This window comes from Helicobacter pylori (assembly GCF_002832345.1).
Taxonomy (GTDB): domain Bacteria; phylum Campylobacterota; class Campylobacteria; order Campylobacterales; family Helicobacteraceae; genus Helicobacter; species Helicobacter pylori_CP.
On record NZ_PHLZ01000004.1, the window covers coordinates 74,132 to 90,836 of the forward strand.

The window sequence follows — 16,705 nt, forward strand, 5'->3', positions numbered from 1 at the left end:
GGGTTTGTTCGCTTTACTCTCAATCTCAAGCGCTTTCAAAAAGCAAGGCGTGTTAGCATTTTAATTTTTCATAAAGAGCTAGGGAGTGGGAGAGAGTGGGGGCTTTTTTATGAGATTAACCACTGCTTGCTTTGCATGAAAAATAAACTCCCAAAGGGCTATGACAATAATTTCTAAATTGTATTGTCTGTTTTAGATTGTTAGTTTGTTTTTATTTTGTAGAAATCATGACATCATTTTCTAGCAAATGTAAAATTCCAAGTCCCTTTATCGGTCTTTATACTAACTTCTTTGATATGCCGACAACGAAGTATATAAAATTGATAGCTATCGCCAAACCTTAGCGTTTTATTAATCTTGAAATAAGGAAGTCCATCATTGTTAGCGCAATTCCCACGATTGATTTTTGCGCTCAATATAGTGATATTATCAACATTTGAAATGACGTCTATCCAATAAAGATCGTGACCGTACTTACTGAAAGTTACTTCTATGTCTATTGGTGGTTTTTCACTACCACTACACTCCACAAAAAACACAGCAAACCCAAAAATGACCGCTAATATCAAGCCCACTTTTTTATAACCCGCCACTAACACCCTCTTATTGTAAGTTTTCTCAAATAGCTTGAGTATAGTAGACTTAGACTTAGCTTAAGCAGACTCTAAACTATTTTTAGGGCAGGCTTAAAACGATTAAAAAATGACGGCGTGTTAACAAATCCTAGGCAATAATTCGCCCTCTGGCATCTCTAAAATCCTTTCAAAACCCCATGCGTTCTTTAAAACCACGCTAGGATAAGGGTTTTCAAACACTTTGCCAATCACGCAAGCGTTTTTAGCTTTCTCGTTACTTTTTAAAATTTCTAAGGCTTTAGGGGCGTCCTTTTGATTGAGTGCTAACACAAACACCCCCTCATTGGCTAGCGCGTAGGGTTCTAGCCCTAAAATCTCACAAATCCCTTTCGTTTCTTCTTTTAAGGGGATTTTCTCTTCTTCTATAACGATTTTCACTCTGGAGCTGTTCGCCCATTCGTTCAGCACGCTCGCTAACCCGCCTCTAGTCGCATCTCTTAAGGCATCAATTTTGAGATCACTTAAAAATAGGGGTTTCAATAAAGGATAGAGCAGTTGGCAATCGCTTTCTAGATTGGTTTTGAGCTTGATTTCATGACGCATCGCAAATAAGCTTGCCCCATGATTGGCGATAGTGTCGCTTAGGATAATGGCTTGGCCTTGTTTTAAATGGCGCGAAGAAATCCCTGGCTTGATGATTTTACCAATGCAGGTTGTGTTGATAAAAAGCTTATCCACGCTCCCCTTTGGCACGACTTTAGTGTCTAGGGAGAGGAGTTTTAGGTTGGCTTTAAACAATTCTTTTTGTATGGATTGTAAAATTTGCTTTAAAAGAGGGATTTCTAAGCCTTCTTCTAAAATAAAACCCATATTCAAATACAAAGGTTCGCCCCCTTGCACGCTCACATCATTCGCGCTCCCGCAAACGCAAAGCTTGCCTATATCGCCTCCATTAAAAATTAAGGGTGTGATGACAAAACTATCCGTGCTTACGCAATATTCCCCACTAGCCTTAAATTTAGGGGCGTCTTCATCAAACGCAATAATCCATTCTTTTAAATAGGGCATGAAGACCCGCTCAATTAAAGCGTTTGTTTCTTTCCCTCCGTTCCCGCATGCTAGAGTTACGCTATCCATTTTTATCCTTTTTTGATGATTGTAGGGTTGAAATACGCCATTAAGGCTTGACCGATAGGGATACTGCTGTCATTAGGGGGGAAATGCTTGTGGAAAAAATACTCCCTTTGAAGTTTTTTTAATCGCTTGGCTAATTGTTCGCACAACAATTGGTTGCAAAACACGCCCCCACTGCACACTACGACATGATCTTTAAAAGGCGCAATCAAAGCGGTAATGATTTCTACTAAGCTGTTAAAAAATTTCTTAGCGATGCGTTTGGGTTCTAAAACGCCCAAATCCTTTTCAAACGCTTGATAAAATTCTTTCAAACTCACCACGCTGTTTTTGATTTCAAAAGGGTAAAAGGCGATCTCATCGCTTTGTAAGGCTAGATTTTCTAAAACCTGCCCGCTCTCGGCTTCAAAACTAATCGTTCCCACTAAATCCAAACTAAACGCCACTATATCAAGCAAACGCCCTATGGAATTGGTAGCGACGCTTTGAATTTTTTTGTCATGCATTTGTTTAAAAATTTCTAATTCGTCTTCTTTAAAATGCTTTTGAATACGCCCTAAAAGCTTGTTGAGTTGGTGTTTTAAAGCGATTTCTAAAACCAAGCGTTTAGGCTCTTTGATCGCTTTTTGCCCCCCTAAAAGCCAAAATTCTTCAAACCTAGCCACTTCTTCAATGCGCTCAAAATCCCCTATAAAACACTCCGCCCCATAAATCTTATTGTCATAAGCCCCACTCCCATCCCAGATGATACCTATAAAGGGGTGATTTAAATGCGGATCTTGTAACAATGCGTCTAAAACGCTCGCTAAAAAGTGGGCATGGTGGTGCTGGACTTGCAATAAGGGCGTATTAAATTCAAAAGCCATTTGAGTGGTGGTGTAGTTTTGATGCTTATCGCAAGCTAAGAGCGTGGGCTTGAAATCATAGGTTTTTAAGAAAAAATTCAGGGTTTCTTTAAAGTGTTTTTCATTTTCTAAAACGCTCAAATCCCCACAAAAAGGCGAGAGTAAAAGAACAGAAGTCCCGCTATCCAATAAACTAAAATGCCCTTTTTGCTCCGCTCCAAGCGCTAAAATCTTTTTGGGCGCATTAAAAGAGCGTTTGGGTAAAGTGAGGTAAAGGGGGGCAAACCCTCTAGCCAAACGCATGGGGCGAATAACATTATCCACGCACTGCGCGATACTATCATCAATCCTGTGGATGATAGCACGGTTGTGCGTGAGCTTAAAATCAAAAATAAAATGAAGCGAATCGATTTCTTTTTCATCGCTCGCTAAAGGGAGGGAGCTGAAATTCGCGCTCGTGAACACAATAGGGAAATCCAATAAATCCAGTAATAAAGCATGCAAAGGGGTATAGGGCAAGATAACGCCATAAAAGGGGGAGTTTTTAGCGATATTGGGGGCTAATTGGGTGTCAGGTTTTTTACGCGCTAAAAGAATGGGGGCGCTTATCGAACTCAAGCTCTCGCATTCTAACGCGTTCAAAAACGCATGCTGTTTGGCTGAGTTTAAGTCTTTAAACATGAGCGCGAAAGGCTTTAGGGGGCGGTTTTTTAAAAGCCGTAATCTCTCTATGGTTTGAAAATTCCTCGCATCGCACAAGAGAGCAAAGCCCCCCAAACCTTTAAGAGCGATGATTTTACCTTTTTGAATGTCTTTAGCACATTCTAAAAGGGCGTCATCATTTTTGAATCGCTTATAATTGAGCACGATACCGCACTTTTTGCAGCTGATGCCTTGAATGTGGAATCGTTTGTTGGTGGCGTCTTTATAAACGGATGCGCAAAATTTGCAGAGCTTGAAAGGTTTTAGGGCGGAGTTTTCTCTATCATAGGGTAAGGCGTTTAAAAGGCTGTATCTCGCCCCGCACTTCGCGCAAGAATTGAAAGCGTAATGAAAATAGGGGGAGTTTTTATCTCTGATTTCGCGCAAGCAATCCTTGCACACGCCTAAATCTTTAGGGATTTGACTGAGCAGATTTAAAGGGTGGTTCTTGCTTTCTAAAATCCTAAAATCATTGAAATGAAGCGCCTTATCATAAGGGCTAATGGTGATTTTTTCCACCAACGCTAAAGGAGGTAATCCCTTTTTTAGGGCGTTTAAAAAAGACTCTGTTTTATGAGCGGGTAAAATGATTTCTAAAGCCGCTTGGGTGTTACGCGTAAAGCCTACAAGCCCTAATTTTTGAGCTAAGATATAAACAAAAGGGCGCATGCCCACGCCTTGAACCACGCCAAAAAGCGTGATTTGATTCAATAAAGCTGCATCGTTACACAATGCAAACTCCCATGCTGTTTGATTAGAGTATTACAATCAACCCCTATCACTTCTAAAGGCGTGTGTTGTCTTAAGGTTTCTAAAATGAGCGCGTCATTAGGGTCGTTGTAGGTGGGGACGATTAAAGCGTTATTGCACAATAAAAAATTCACATAAGTTGCCGGTAAGCGTTGTTGGTTTGCATCATAAATGGCTTTGGGGATTTCTAGGGGGATGAGTTTATAAGGCGTGCCGTCTAGTTTTTTAAAGGTTTTTAATTCTTCTTGCATTTTTTTTAAGGCTGTGTAATGCTCATCGTTTTCATCCTCGCATGCGCTATAAACAATGGTGTCTTTATTTAAAAAACGAGCGAGCGTGTCGGTGTGGCTATCGGTATCATCGCCCTTTAAATAGCCATGAGAATACCACAGCACTTGTTTAGCCCCTAATTCCTTTTTAAGCATGGTTTCTATTCCATTTTGATTCAAATGGGGGTTACGATTTTTTTCTAGCAGGCATTGGGTGTTGGTTAAAATGCTCCCGGCCCCATCGCTTTCTATGCTCCCGCCCTCTAAAATATAGGGCATCGTTTTTAAAGGGTGTTTTAAAAACCCTAAACTTTTGAGCTTGAAATTCACTAAATTGTCTAAATTGGACGGGTATTTCAACCCCCAGCCATTAAAACCAAAATCCAAGCACTCTAAAACGCCCTGATTTTCAATACTGATCGCTCCAAAATCCCTAGCCCATGTGTCGTTAGTGTCAATCCTTGCGATCTCTACACCGGGTAAGTTTTTAAGCATTTCATAGCCGATAGTATCGTTATTATGGACGCACACTAGCACTTTAGCGTGTTTGGCTATGGTTTGAATGATGTTTAAAAAGCTCTCCCTGGCCTCTTCAATACAATACGCCCAGTCGCCAAACTCATGGGGGAACGCCATTAGAATCGCTTGGATTTTTTCAAACTCCGCTAACATTCTTTTCATTAAAAATATCCTTTTAAATAACTATAACACAATCTCATTCAAATAGCGTTTTTAAAAGCTAGCTCAAACGCTTTTGTGCGGTTTGAAAATATTCTTTTTCTGATTCTATGCCGATAAAATTTCGTTTTAAATTCTTGCACGCTAAGCCGGTGGTGCCGCTCCCCATGAAAGGATCTAGCACGATGTCATTAGGGTTTGTGTGGATGGAAATGATTTTTTCCATTAAGGCTAGGCTTTTTTGCGTGGGGTGTTTGACTCTTTCAAGCCCGCTCACCACAGGGCTTTTTAAGATCAAGGGCCGTAAATATTTTTCATTTTTAGGTTTGTTAAACACCCATTTGGCTTTCTTTTTAACTGCCCATAGGGCAAATTCCGTGTCTTGGACATAGCGCCGGTGGATGTTTCTTGGCATGGGATTATTTTTAACCCATTGGATAAAGTCTTTGACCACAAAGCCGTTTTCTTCTAAAAAATCAGCGATATAGCTTATAAACCTGTAAGAGCAAAAAATCACCATGCAGCCGTTTGGATTAATTAAGGGGGCGTAATGTGTGATCCATTCTAAAAGCTTGAAATTTTTATCCCATTCCCCAAAATCTATGCCTTGCCTTTTAGCGCTCTTTAGGGTGGAAAAATTGTTTTTAACCGAAATGTTGTAAGGAGGGTCTGTGATGATCGCATCCACTTTTAAATTTTGCTGGTAAAAATCTTTGATGATTTCAAAAGCGTCAGCGTGATAAATTTGTATCATTTTCTTAAGCTTTTTAAGATCGCTTTGCCTAAGGCTAGGGCTAGAAGAGGAGGCACGGCGTTACCGATTTGCTTGCAAACGCTCGTTTTATTGCCATAAAAAATATAATTATCGCTAAAACTTTGTATCCTGGCGGCTTCTCTGGGCGTGATAGAGCGGTGTAATTCAGGGTGGGAGTTGGTGCCATTGCTGGGAGTTATTAAATGAGAGCGGTTAAAAAAGCCGTTGTCTATGAGCGAGTTTAAGAGTTTCTTATAAAAAGAGTTTTCGTCTAAATTTAAGTCGTTTTCTAAAATAAAAACAAAAGTTCCTTTGATTTTTGTAACGCTTTCTTGATTGGATTGCCAAATTTGATGCACGCTTAAAGTGTTGAGAGCGTTTAAAACTCGCGCTTTGCTTTCTTCATAGCCAGGGATAAATTTTGAAACTCTATAAGAACACACCCCATAAATACAACCATTTTTAATTTGAAAACGGCTCAACAACACCCCTAAATTAAAAGGGTCAATATTATCATTTAAAAAGTGAGAAACAAGCAACAATAACCTTTCATTTTTTAAAAGGATTATAAAATAACGCTCATTAGTTTTTGTTTAAAGGTTTTATCATACTGCTAATGCTATTAACAGAGCATGGTTAGAAAAAAGGCTAAGATAAGTCAAACGGGTTTTTATAGCTAGCTTCAATAAAACTTATTAAAATTTTAGCTTGAAAGCTCTTAAATCGTTTTTATCTAGCAAATATTGCCAACTTGGATCTTTGTTTTTGTTAAAATCAAAATAAAAAGTATCTATTGCTCGCAATAATTCCCACTCATTATTGACTTGAGAAAAGATAGTTGTCTTGAGACCCATATTCAACACAAAAATGTAATGCTTCCAATCATATACGCCTTGAGTGTCATTAAAAATTGTATTTGTTTTAGCTAATAAACAGATATATTGAAAATCTTTATCAATCAGGCGGGTTTGATTGTTGGGGTGGGCGTAAATAAAATGCTGATTAGGAGTGAGCGCGATAAGATTTTCTATATAATCAGCGATAAGAGGAAAGTCTTGAACAGGGAAAATATGGTGTATTTGTGTGGCTTGCGCTGTTTCATTTTCTCCTTTCACTTCAGAAAGAGAATGATTGAATTTATCATTATATTGTTTCACCACTTTCTTAGCTTTTGAAATAAGATAGTTAGAATTAGCAATCCTTTTAGAGTCTATAAGATCGTATTCTTGTCTGGTGGTATTTTTATCTTTTCCTATATCTCGCCAATTGATACGATTGTAATTAAGCTCATCTTTTGTAATTATAGTGTTGGATAAAAACCCTTTTCTTGTGCCTTTTTTACCATAATAAAAAGCTAAAGGATTGATAATTTTAGTAAAAATCCTAAAACATTCTGTAGTGTTTTTGATTGCTGTGTTATTGATAGTAAAATGAGTGAAACCATCTTTTAGTTGTTTAAAACTTTCTGTGTCTTGTTTTTGTAAAAAGTTGTCAAATATAGAATCAATCCCACTATCCATTAATACCTTTTGAATGTATAAAATAAGGAATTTAAAAGCGTTTGTTTCTCTTTGCATGAGGTATTCTAATAGCTCTATGTTTTGTATGGTATAAATATTTCTATTGCTAGTTTTTGTTTCAAATAAAATACCGCTATAGGCTAATAATTTAATAGGCTGAGAAAAAACTTATCGTATTCATGCATGGAAAAGTCAGAATTTAAATCAGGTTTAGAAAAAATCATTTTAACATTTTCATTGGTGTAAGGGCTATCCCAAATATCCCTAATAGAAAATGATTTTTCAATACTATATTGCATAAACTCTAAAATACAATCAGCAACAATAGACAACATATCAGGGGTGCATTTTTGATCTATCCATCGCGCGTTTTGTGTTTTTCTAATATCATAATTTCTAAGTTTTAAAAAATCAATAATTTGCTGTTCTTTCATTAGCTATCCTTTAAAATCCCAAACCAAAAGCAACTCATGCTATCAATATTCAAGGTGCGCGTTTGATAATTCCTAGCGATTTTATAAAAATCCCTAAATTCAACGCCAGAAATATAATCGCATTGTTTCTTGCTTAAAGATATAGGGTTTTTAGGGATTAAAATAGCTACAGATCCATTAACCACATAGCCTTTTTCTTTTTTTAAAATCCTTGGTTTATAGGTCATATTGGGGGTTAAATAGACATCATCTCTGTCTAAAAATGAAGCTATCTTGAACGGGTTTAAAACCTCTTCTTGAATGTAGCTATCGTAATTTTCAATGCTAATAATCTTTCCGTTTTCATCAATGTTGCGAGATTTAATCACACGAATACCATTTTTAACTAACACAGAATTAGTGATTTGTCTGTCTCTAAACACTTCAAAAAGACCAAACTGCATGGAATGAAACACCTTATCAAAAAAAGCGTTGCGATAGATAACCCAATAGGGCAACCGCTTATCAAAAATATAGCTTGGCTTTTGCTTGATACTTAGATTTAGGGGTAACGAACGCACTAAAACTTCTTTTGATTTTTGTGTAACAATAGCAATTGTTTCTACTAAAACACCCTTAAAACCAAGCTCGCCAAAATCTAAAATCGCTCCTACTCCCTTTTTTTCAAGCTTAGTTCTGGTTTCTGCATACTCTTTAGTGTTTAAAAGGTTTTTAGGCATAACCATCGCTGTAAAGTTGGCTAGTTTTAAAGACTTTTCTAAAAAAATCCCTGCTAAATGAGTGAGCCATAAACTATAATCTTTAAATCTTTCATGCGTTTTGCCAAAAGGCGGATTGCCCACAATTAAATCCACTTTGCCACATTCATAGGTTAGAAAATCTGTGCAAATCAATTCCATTTCAAAATTGTTAGGAATGCAATCTTTATATAAAATTTCTAAAATTTCTAAACTATTTTTATCAATATCTATACACTTTAAATAAACTTTTTTAACAGAAGCGTATTTTTTAAAAAGAGCGCTTAAGAAATTCCCACACCCTACACTTGGCTCTATGATAGTAACGCTCTCTTGTTTAAAGCTTGGCAATAACTTTGCTATCTCATTAATAATAAAAGGGTTTGTAAAATACGCGCTTTTTTCTATGCGTTTAGAATTAGACATTTCTGCCAAACTCACTAAACTCGCTCTTGCAATCTTGTTTTTATTCTCTAAAATAAATCGCTTCAAATTTTTTGGCTCTAACAAATGGTGCGCATCAATAAGCCTAATGATTTCTTTAGGCTCTAAGTGGGTTTGAGACATGAAGTTTTTTATTTTTATAGCAATTTGCTTAAAAATAATCGTTGGAACAGCTTCACCGATACTTTGTCTGATGTTCATTTCGTTTTGTTTGGAGATTTTTTCTTTTTCTTGTTGGTTAAGGGCGTTTAATTCTTGTAATTCTAAATCTAACCACTTAAAATGGCTAGGGATATTCATTAAAAGCATCAGCTCTCTAATGGAAAACACTCTGTCATCTTTGGGGTGGATTGTGTTTTGGCTAGCCATTTGGTCGTTTCTTGTATGAATGCAAGGGGCAATGCTATGATATTTTTGCCTTTTATATTTATCGCCATTTTTAGAAACATTTAAGACAATCTTATTACCGACAATTCTATGAGGCTTTTTGTTTAATTCTGTGCTCTCAAACGCGCTTTGTCCTTCTTTTAAATCCTTAATCCATTCTTGCATATGCTTTGGATAAGTTCTAAAACTATGATAAAAATCTGCGCTATCATACTCGCCCCAAGTAAGTGGTTTTAACGAGCTTATCACTTCTTTTAAGTTTTTTTCTTCTTTAAAATCAGGAAAAAATTCTAACGTGCTTGTAAAATCTTTAAACTCTTTACAAACCCCTATCACTAAAGTTCTTGTTCGGCTTGAATTAGCTCCAAAATTTTTAAAATTGATCGCCTCATCATAGAGTATATAATCACCACTCAAATTTTGCTCTATCATGGATCCTATTTCTAGCAAATTGTCATTTTTGTCTATACAACCTGTTTTATAAAAACTAGGGACATTTTCTAAAATAAAAAATCTGGGTTTGATTTGTTTGATCAAATCAATGCTCTCAACCACCAAAGAATTCCGTTTGATTTCATCGTTTTTCTTTTTATGATTGGCCACGCTCATGCCTTGACAAGGTGGGGTTGCTACCACTAAATCAACCCTATCATTACCAAATTTTTTAGAATAAAATCCAATTTGTTTTAAAATTTTTTCTTTTATCTCTAGCTCTTTAATGTCCCCACAAATATACCCTTCATCAAATTTGCATTTATTGTTGATCCTCTGGATATTCAAGCGTTTTTCTAAAATTTCATTGGTAGCAACGCATTCAAACCCCTCTTCTAAAAGCCCATAGCACCCCACTCCTGCCCCAGAAAATAAAGAAATATAGGTTAAGGTTTGATTAAAGAGCATAGGGGGATTTAAGGATTAAACCAAACTCATTTGAAGCGTTTTAATGCTTCAAGCTCTCAATTTCTTTAAGCATGGTTTCAAAGGCCTCTTTAGTGCCTGCTCGCACGCTAGAAAACAAACTAAACACAACAATGGCTATGCTCGCCACAATAAAGCCCGGAACGATTTCATAAATATCCAAAAAGCTTTTGCCAAATTTATCGTATAAAATCACTGTGCTAGCCCCAAAGAGCATGCCAGCAATCGCGCCGATGCGCGTCATTCTTGACCAAAAAAGCGAGAATAAAATCACAGAGCCAAAGCTCGCGCCAAAGCCAGCCCATGCGTAACTCACGATGCTAAGGATGCTAGCGTTTCTATCCGTTGAAATGAAAAAAGCGATGCAAGCCACCCCTAAAACCGAAAGCCTAGAAATAACCATCACTAATTTTTGGGGGGCGTTTTTGTTAAAAATCGTCGCATAGAAATCCTCAGCAATGGTAGAAGAGCTTACAAGCAGTTGCGAACTGGCTGTGCTCATCACCGCCGCTAAAATCGCGCTCAATAAAATGCCTGTGATCCAAGGGTTAAAGAGCAATTGACTCATCACAATGAAAATCTTTTCAGGATCTTCTAAGCTCAAATCAAATTTATGCACATACGCAACGCCTAAAAGCCCCATAACGCATGCCCCAATCAAAGAAATAACCATCCAAGAAATCCCAATAGTGGTCGCTTTAGGCACATCTCTAATAGAGCGGATAGACATGAAACGCACTAAAATATGGGGTTGCCCAAAATAGCCTAACCCCCAAGCGAGGCTTGAAATAATAGCGACTACGCTAGAGCCTTGCAAGAAAGAAAGGTTTTCAGGCTTGATCTCTCTAATGATTTTAATCCCCTCTCCAATCCCGCCAATTTGGATTATCATAACGATCGGCACCACGATTAAAGCGCTCATCATCAAAAGCCCTTGAATCAAATCCGTCCAGCACACCGCCTTATACCCCCCTAAAAAGGTGTAAGAAACAATAATCAGCGTGCCAATGCTTAAAGCGTGGGTGTATTGAATGCCAAAGGTCGCTTCAAAGAGCTTAGCCCCACTCACCAGCCCTGATGAAATGTAAAAAATAAAAAAGATTAAAATCACAAAAGCTGAAATCAAGCGCAAGATGTGTTTGTCATCGCTAAAGCGCGTTTCAAAATAATCTGAAATGGTGATGGAATTAGCGATCACGCTCGTATAAATGCGTAGGCGTTTGGCCACAAAAACCCAGTTAATGAGCGCACCCAAACTCAAGCCTATGGCGATGTGTGAGTTGATTAAGCCCCCCACATATAAAGCTCCGGGCAATCCCATTAAAAGCCACCCGCTCATGTCACTCGCTCCCGCGCTCAAAGCGCTAATCACAGGGCCCATAGAACGATCGCCTAAGAAATAATCTTCAGTCGTTTCGTTTTGCTTGTAAAAATAAAAACCAATATAGAGCATTAACAGCGAATAAACGACAAACATCGTAACAATAGGGGTGCTTAAAACAACATGTCCCATTTTGATCTCCTTATTTAATACAATATTTATTTTTCAGCACAGCATGATTTGTGGCAAGTGGGTTGTCTTAAAACCCTTGAGCCTAAATTCCCATAACGATGGTAAGAAATGCTAACCGATCGCTCTAAGTGGTAATACAGCAATTCAAAGCGCCCGTTCAAGCAGGGTTTAGTCGTGGCTAAAACCATCCCTAAAGCGCTCGCTTGTTCGTGCAATAAATCTAAACCGCTTTTGAGATAACGGATACGATTGAAAGCGTTCAACTTCTCGCTAAATTTTTGCAAGCTTTCATAAACGATAGGGGCGTTTGCTTGGAGCGCTTTTAAGCATTCTAAGAAAAACGTTAAATCCTTGTTCACTCGCTCGTTTTCTATGCTGAGCGTTAAAGGGATTTGAGAAATGAGACATGCTAAAGCCACGCCCAACATGTCGCTTAAGGTGTCCTTTTCGGTGATGCGATAGCCCACGCTTTTAACTTTAGTGTAGGAAAAGAGATTGTCTTCGCCTCTGATTTTGACATAGTCTTTAGCTTGGCTGAATTCATGCTTGTAATGATAAGCGTAGCTCTTTGCCATAAAAATCGCGCGCTTCAACTCATGCGTGTGTTCATCATAGCCTTTTTGAGTCAAGCCCTCTAAAACTTCGCTTAAGGGGTTTTTTAGGGCGTTTTCATCTTCTTCTTCTTGGCGGATATCCACAAATTGCGTGATATAGTTAAAAATGCCCACCTTTCTCCCAAACCCCACAGCGGATTTTTTAATCCCCCCAAAAGGCTGGCGCAAAACGATCGCTCCTGTGGTGGGCTTGTTGATATAGATATTACCGGCTTCAATGCGATCCAAATAATATTCCCACTCCCTTTCGTCCAAAGACTCTAATGCGCTAGTCAGCCCGTAACCGGTAGAATTGACTATTTCTATCGCCTCGTCTAAATCTTTTGCTTTCATCACGGATAAAATGGGCGTAAAAAGCTCAGTTTGGTGCGTGAAATCGCCTTTTTTAGTGCCGTATTTGATGCTTGGTTTCATCAAATAGGGGTTATTATCAACGAAGCTTGCCGGGATTTCGTAATTTTCATAGCTTTTCAATTCATCTATGGCTTTGATGACTTTTTCGTTAGGTTTGTCCGCTAGAGCACCAATTTTGTTTTTGAAATCAAAAGGATCGCCCACGCTAAGGCTTAGAGTCGCATCTATTAGAGTCTTTTTAAAATTCTCATCTTCATAGACTTCTTTTTCTAACACTAAAAGCGAAGTGGCAGAGCATTTTTGCCCTGAATTGCTGAAAGCTGAATGGATGACATTCTTAATCGCTTGATCTCTGTCTGCCATTTTGCTCACAATGGTGGCGTTTTTACCGCCCGTTTCAGCGCTCAAGGCTAGAGTGGGGTTAGCTTTGAGCATTTTATAAGCGGTGTCTTCGCCCCCGGTTAAAATGGCAAACTGGATGCTTTCATCTTTTAAAAGGTGTTCGCTAATATCGCTCCCTTTAGAGGGCAAGTAAATGAGTGCATCTCTAGGCACGCCCGCATCCCAAAAACACTCACAAAGCTTATAGCCGGTTACGCTAGACAAACTTGAGGGCTTGTAAATCACCCGATTGCCAGCGGCTAGGGGGGCAGCGATAGTGCCTACAGAAATGCCTACAGGGAAATTCCATGGAGCGATGACCACGCCCACGCCTTTAGGGGTGAATTGGGTTTTTGTGTTTTGCTCTTGTAACACCCTTAAGCTGTAAGGGTAAAACTCTAAAAAGTCAATGGCTTCGCTCACTTCAGCGTCCGTTTCAGCGAAAGTCTTACCCACTTCTAAAGCCGAAATCCCTACTAAATCGCCTCTTCTTTCTCTAAAAAGCTGGGCGGTTTGACTCAATAAAGCATGGATTTCTGTGAAGCTTTTTTGACTGAAATGACTCTTATCGCTTTTAGCCACTTCTAGGGCTTTTAAAATCGCTTCCTTATCCGCTAAATGCACGCTAGCGATTTTTTTATGATGGATCTTATCAAAGACTTCTAAAGGGGTTAGATTAGGATCTTCAAACCTCCCATCTATTTCTGGGTAAAGCTCTAAAATAGGGGCGTTATGCATTTTCTCGCGTACTTTTTTAGCCCACTCTCGGTTGGCTTTTAAAATAAAATCGGTATCGCTTTCGTTTTTAAAGGAGTGGTTTGGGTAGGTGGTATGCCCGGTTTGTTTAGCATTTCTGTCTTGAGTCCTGTGGGTGGCATTGTCTAAAGTGGCGATTCCTTTAAGGCTGTTTAAAAAGCGTTGCTCTTGGTCTTTCCATTCGCTCGTGCCTACTTTGAGGTTAAAAAAAGCTTTCATGAAATTATCGCTTGAGGTGTTTTCATCTAACCTCCTCACCAAGTAAGCGATCGCATTATTAAAATGCGCTTCATCGCACACCGGCGCATAAAGAATGAGTTTGTGCATCTCTTTTAGTTCTTGGCTCGCTTGCAAGCTCATGCCCTCTAGCATTTCAAAGCTAAAATGCTCCAACACAATAGGGTCATTAAGGGCATGGATGCACGTATAGACATAAGCGATTTCAAAAATATTGTGGCTCGCTGCACCAATATGAATGTATTTATAATTATCGCCCTCTAAAACAAAATCCAGCATTTTATTGTAATTAGAGTCGGTGTCTTGCTTACTAGAAAATGTGGGTAACGCCCAGTCTTTCACGGAAGCGATAGTCTCTTCGCTCTCCATGTTCGCTCCCTTAACAAAGCGGATTTTAATGGGCTTTAACCCTTTTAAAACCCTTTCTTTAGAAAAAGCATGCAGTTTTTTCAAATACTCATAAGAATCAGGGATATAAGCTTGCAACACAATACCAGCGTTCAAATCAAATTTAGCGATAGATTCCATAAACGACTCCACCGTGAGCTCTAAATCCCTAAATTCCTCCATATCCAAATTAATAAATTTAGGCATGCCTTGCTTTTTTTCTTCTTCTAAAGCCAAAGCGTAAAGAGCGTCTAAGCGTTTGACAATCTCTTTTTTAGAGTATTCAAAATCAAGGATATTGATTTGAGAAAAAATCGTCGTGATTTTAATGGAAATGTATTGGATGTAGTTGGATTTTAGAGCTTGAGAGTATTTTTCAAAACGCGCATTAGCTTCTTCTTCGCCTAAAACCTCTTCGCCAATAAAATTCACGTTCAAAATGATTTTTTCATTTTTTCTTTTTAAAATCCGCTCTTTCAATTGGCTTTCTTCTTGATCCAAGACCATCGCTTTCGTGTCGCTTCTGATTTTATTGACAAAGAAAGGCACGCTCATATCAGGGAGCATTTTCCCAAAGCTTAAAAACCCCATTAAAAGCAATTTTTCAAACGGAGAAAAAATCTCACGGCTTTTGTATTTGTCTAAAACATGCTCAATCATTTCAAAGCGGGCTTTATTATCCAAGCATCTGAAACTCCGATCCATAAGTTCTATGAGCATGACTTTGTTTTCAGGGTTGTTTAAAAGCTTTTGCATTTTAGAGTGGAACGCTTTTTCTTGCTCGCTCAAATGACTACTGATACTATCTTGCAGTTTTTTAGCTAATTCTAGTGAATCGTCAATGATTTTTTGCATGAGCTTACCTTTTATTTAAGAATTTGGCTTGATTGTAGCATGTTTTAAGCGGGTGGCTTTAAGTCTTGTGGGTTGGTAATGTTTTTTAATTTTAAATTTTGTTCTAGCGGTAATTAATTCTCATTCCAATCTGTTTGAGTTTATCACGCATTTTTACACAATGATAAGAATTTGAGTGATAATTTGTATTGTTTTTAGCTTCATTTACTTTTCGTTTAAAAATAAATTATAACATTCGCATCGTGTAATTTAAAGTTTAGCTTATTCAATTAAACGATTTTAAATTAAACGGATTTACAAAAAATTTTACAAAACAAAGGATATAAAATGAAAACAATTAAAAATGGTATTATGATTGGCACACTCGGTGCGTTGTTATTGAGCGGTTGTTCTAGCTTTGATACTCAGCGTTTCGCTTGTCTTCCTAAAGACCATTCTTCAAAAGACGCTTCTACCAAAAAAGAAGCGCAATACACGCCTAAGGGCTTTTTTGACCCTTATTCTTCTAATTTAAACCACTGGGATTCTACATTCTAGGGGTTTGTTAGAGGGGGCGAAAGGGGGGGGAGAATAAGGCTCATTTTAAGTTTTCTCAAATTGCAATAACAATCTTTTTAACACTGATATAAATAATATAAAAGGAGGTATTCTTATGAGTGGCGCTCATATTGTAGAAAATACGAATAATGAAAAAATAGAAAAACCAAATATTTCAAATCCCACCGCTTCCACCCCCCCCCAATAATGAAGAGCTTTTAAATCGTGTTAGAGATCTCAAAGATCGCATTAAAAAATTAGAAGATCTTAAATTAGAAGACTTTGAACCCCTTAGAAAACTCTCTCATTTTATAGGCTCTTTCTTTTCGCTTGGAAAATTCTCTAACGACACCCAAGAAAACCCAAAAGACGCTTTAAAATTCAAAAATTTCCACGAGAAATACACCGAGCCGATTGAAACCACCGAGCTAGTTGATAAAAATCAAAAGCTGACAGCAGAAAAAGACAATCTAACTAATCAGCTTAATGCATCACAAAAGCAAGTGAAAGAGTTAGAACAATCTCAGCAAGCTTTAAAAAATGGAAAAGTTGAGCTAACTAACAAGATCACCGGGTTATCCACAGAAAAAGACAATCTAACTAAAGAAAAAACAGATCTGGCTGAAAAAAATAAAGCTCTAACTACAGAAAAAGAAAAACTCAATACAGATCTATCAAATGCAAAAAGCCAAGCCAACCAAACGAGCCAAAAACTAAACGAGCTAGAGCAAAGGCACGCTTCATACCAAAAATTAGAAAAACTCTATGAAGTCTTTTTGGAAGTCAAAGATCGCTTGAATTTTAACCACCCAAAGCAGAAATCCCAAATATCTTTAGTGTTTGGGATGAATGCTACCAATTCATGGTATCATATCCCCATACATTCGTATCTAGCGCAGGAAGTGCGCAAAGTTACGCCTTTGG

12 protein-coding genes and 1 pseudogene are annotated in these 16,705 nt (G+C 37.9%); 2 read left to right on the forward strand and 11 right to left on the reverse strand.

Annotation, left to right across the window (positions count from 1 at the left end; all coding sequences use genetic code 11):
* Nucleotides 1-233: 233 nt before the first annotated feature.
* From CXY28_RS02190 to CXY28_RS02240, 11 genes and pseudogenes are all read right to left on the reverse strand, one after another.
* Nucleotides 234-539, reverse strand: a complete 306-nt coding sequence (locus CXY28_RS02190) for a hypothetical protein (RefSeq protein WP_031245544.1) — start codon at nt 537-539, stop codon at nt 234-236.
* 174 nt (nt 540-713) lie between these two features.
* Nucleotides 714-1,712, reverse strand: a complete 999-nt coding sequence (gene hypE / locus CXY28_RS02195) for a hydrogenase expression/formation protein HypE (RefSeq protein ID WP_100979318.1) — start codon at nt 1,710-1,712, stop codon at nt 714-716.
* A 2-nt stretch (nt 1,713-1,714) separates the two neighbouring features.
* Complete coding sequence (hypF, locus tag CXY28_RS02200) at nt 1,715-3,967, reverse strand: carbamoyltransferase HypF (RefSeq protein ID WP_100979325.1); 2,253 nt, start codon at nt 3,965-3,967, stop codon at nt 1,715-1,717.
* Nucleotides 3,964-4,956 carry an agmatine deiminase family protein gene (locus tag CXY28_RS02205; protein ID WP_100979319.1) on the reverse strand — a complete coding sequence of 331 codons (993 nt, stop codon included), beginning with the start codon at nt 4,954-4,956 and terminating at the stop codon, nt 3,964-3,966. Before CXY28_RS02205 ends, hypF begins: the two co-directional genes overlap by 4 nt.
* A gap of 58 nt (nt 4,957-5,014) precedes the next feature.
* Nucleotides 5,015-5,707 carry a DNA-methyltransferase gene (locus CXY28_RS02210; protein ID WP_100977158.1) on the reverse strand — a complete coding sequence of 231 codons (693 nt, stop codon included), beginning with the start codon at nt 5,705-5,707 and terminating at the stop codon, nt 5,015-5,017.
* Nucleotides 5,685-6,246 (reverse strand): annotated as a pseudogene (locus CXY28_RS02215) (DNA cytosine methyltransferase). Before CXY28_RS02215 ends, CXY28_RS02210 begins: the two are co-directional and overlap by 23 nt.
* A gap of 156 nt (nt 6,247-6,402) precedes the next feature.
* Entirely contained in the window at nt 6,403-7,284 is an 882-nt protein-coding gene (locus CXY28_RS02220) for an iron permease (protein ID WP_100950223.1), read from the reverse strand.
* Nucleotides 7,285-7,367: 83 nt separating this feature from the next.
* Nucleotides 7,368-7,661: a hypothetical protein gene (locus CXY28_RS09015; RefSeq protein WP_031245540.1), complete on the reverse strand. Its 294-nt coding sequence runs from the start codon at nt 7,659-7,661 to the stop codon at nt 7,368-7,370.
* Complete coding sequence (locus tag CXY28_RS02230; RefSeq protein ID WP_100979320.1) at nt 7,661-10,129, reverse strand: adenine/cytosine DNA methyltransferase; 2,469 nt, start codon at nt 10,127-10,129, stop codon at nt 7,661-7,663. Before CXY28_RS02230 ends, CXY28_RS09015 begins: the two co-directional genes overlap by 1 nt.
* Nucleotides 10,130-10,169: 40 nt before the next feature.
* Entirely contained in the window at nt 10,170-11,660 is a 1,491-nt protein-coding gene (putP, locus tag CXY28_RS02235; protein ID WP_100979321.1) for a sodium/proline symporter PutP, read from the reverse strand.
* A 26-nt stretch (nt 11,661-11,686) separates the two neighbouring features.
* On the reverse strand, nt 11,687-15,244 hold the full coding sequence (locus CXY28_RS02240; protein WP_100979322.1) for a bifunctional proline dehydrogenase/L-glutamate gamma-semialdehyde dehydrogenase: 3,558 nt from the start codon (nt 15,242-15,244) through the stop codon (nt 11,687-11,689).
* 327 nt (nt 15,245-15,571) lie between these two features.
* On the opposite strand from CXY28_RS02240, the gene CXY28_RS02245 reads away from it, so the two are divergent.
* Together CXY28_RS02245 and CXY28_RS02250 are read left to right on the forward strand one after the other, a co-directional pair.
* The gene (locus tag CXY28_RS02245; RefSeq protein ID WP_000849019.1) at nt 15,572-15,781 is read left to right on the forward strand and encodes a hypothetical protein; all 210 of its coding nucleotides are present in this window, start codon (nt 15,572-15,574) and stop codon (nt 15,779-15,781) included.
* 311 nt (nt 15,782-16,092) lie between these two features.
* Nucleotides 16,093-16,705, forward strand: a 613-nt coding sequence (locus CXY28_RS02250) for a hypothetical protein (protein WP_232779971.1), incomplete at its 3' end; no start/stop codon positions are given.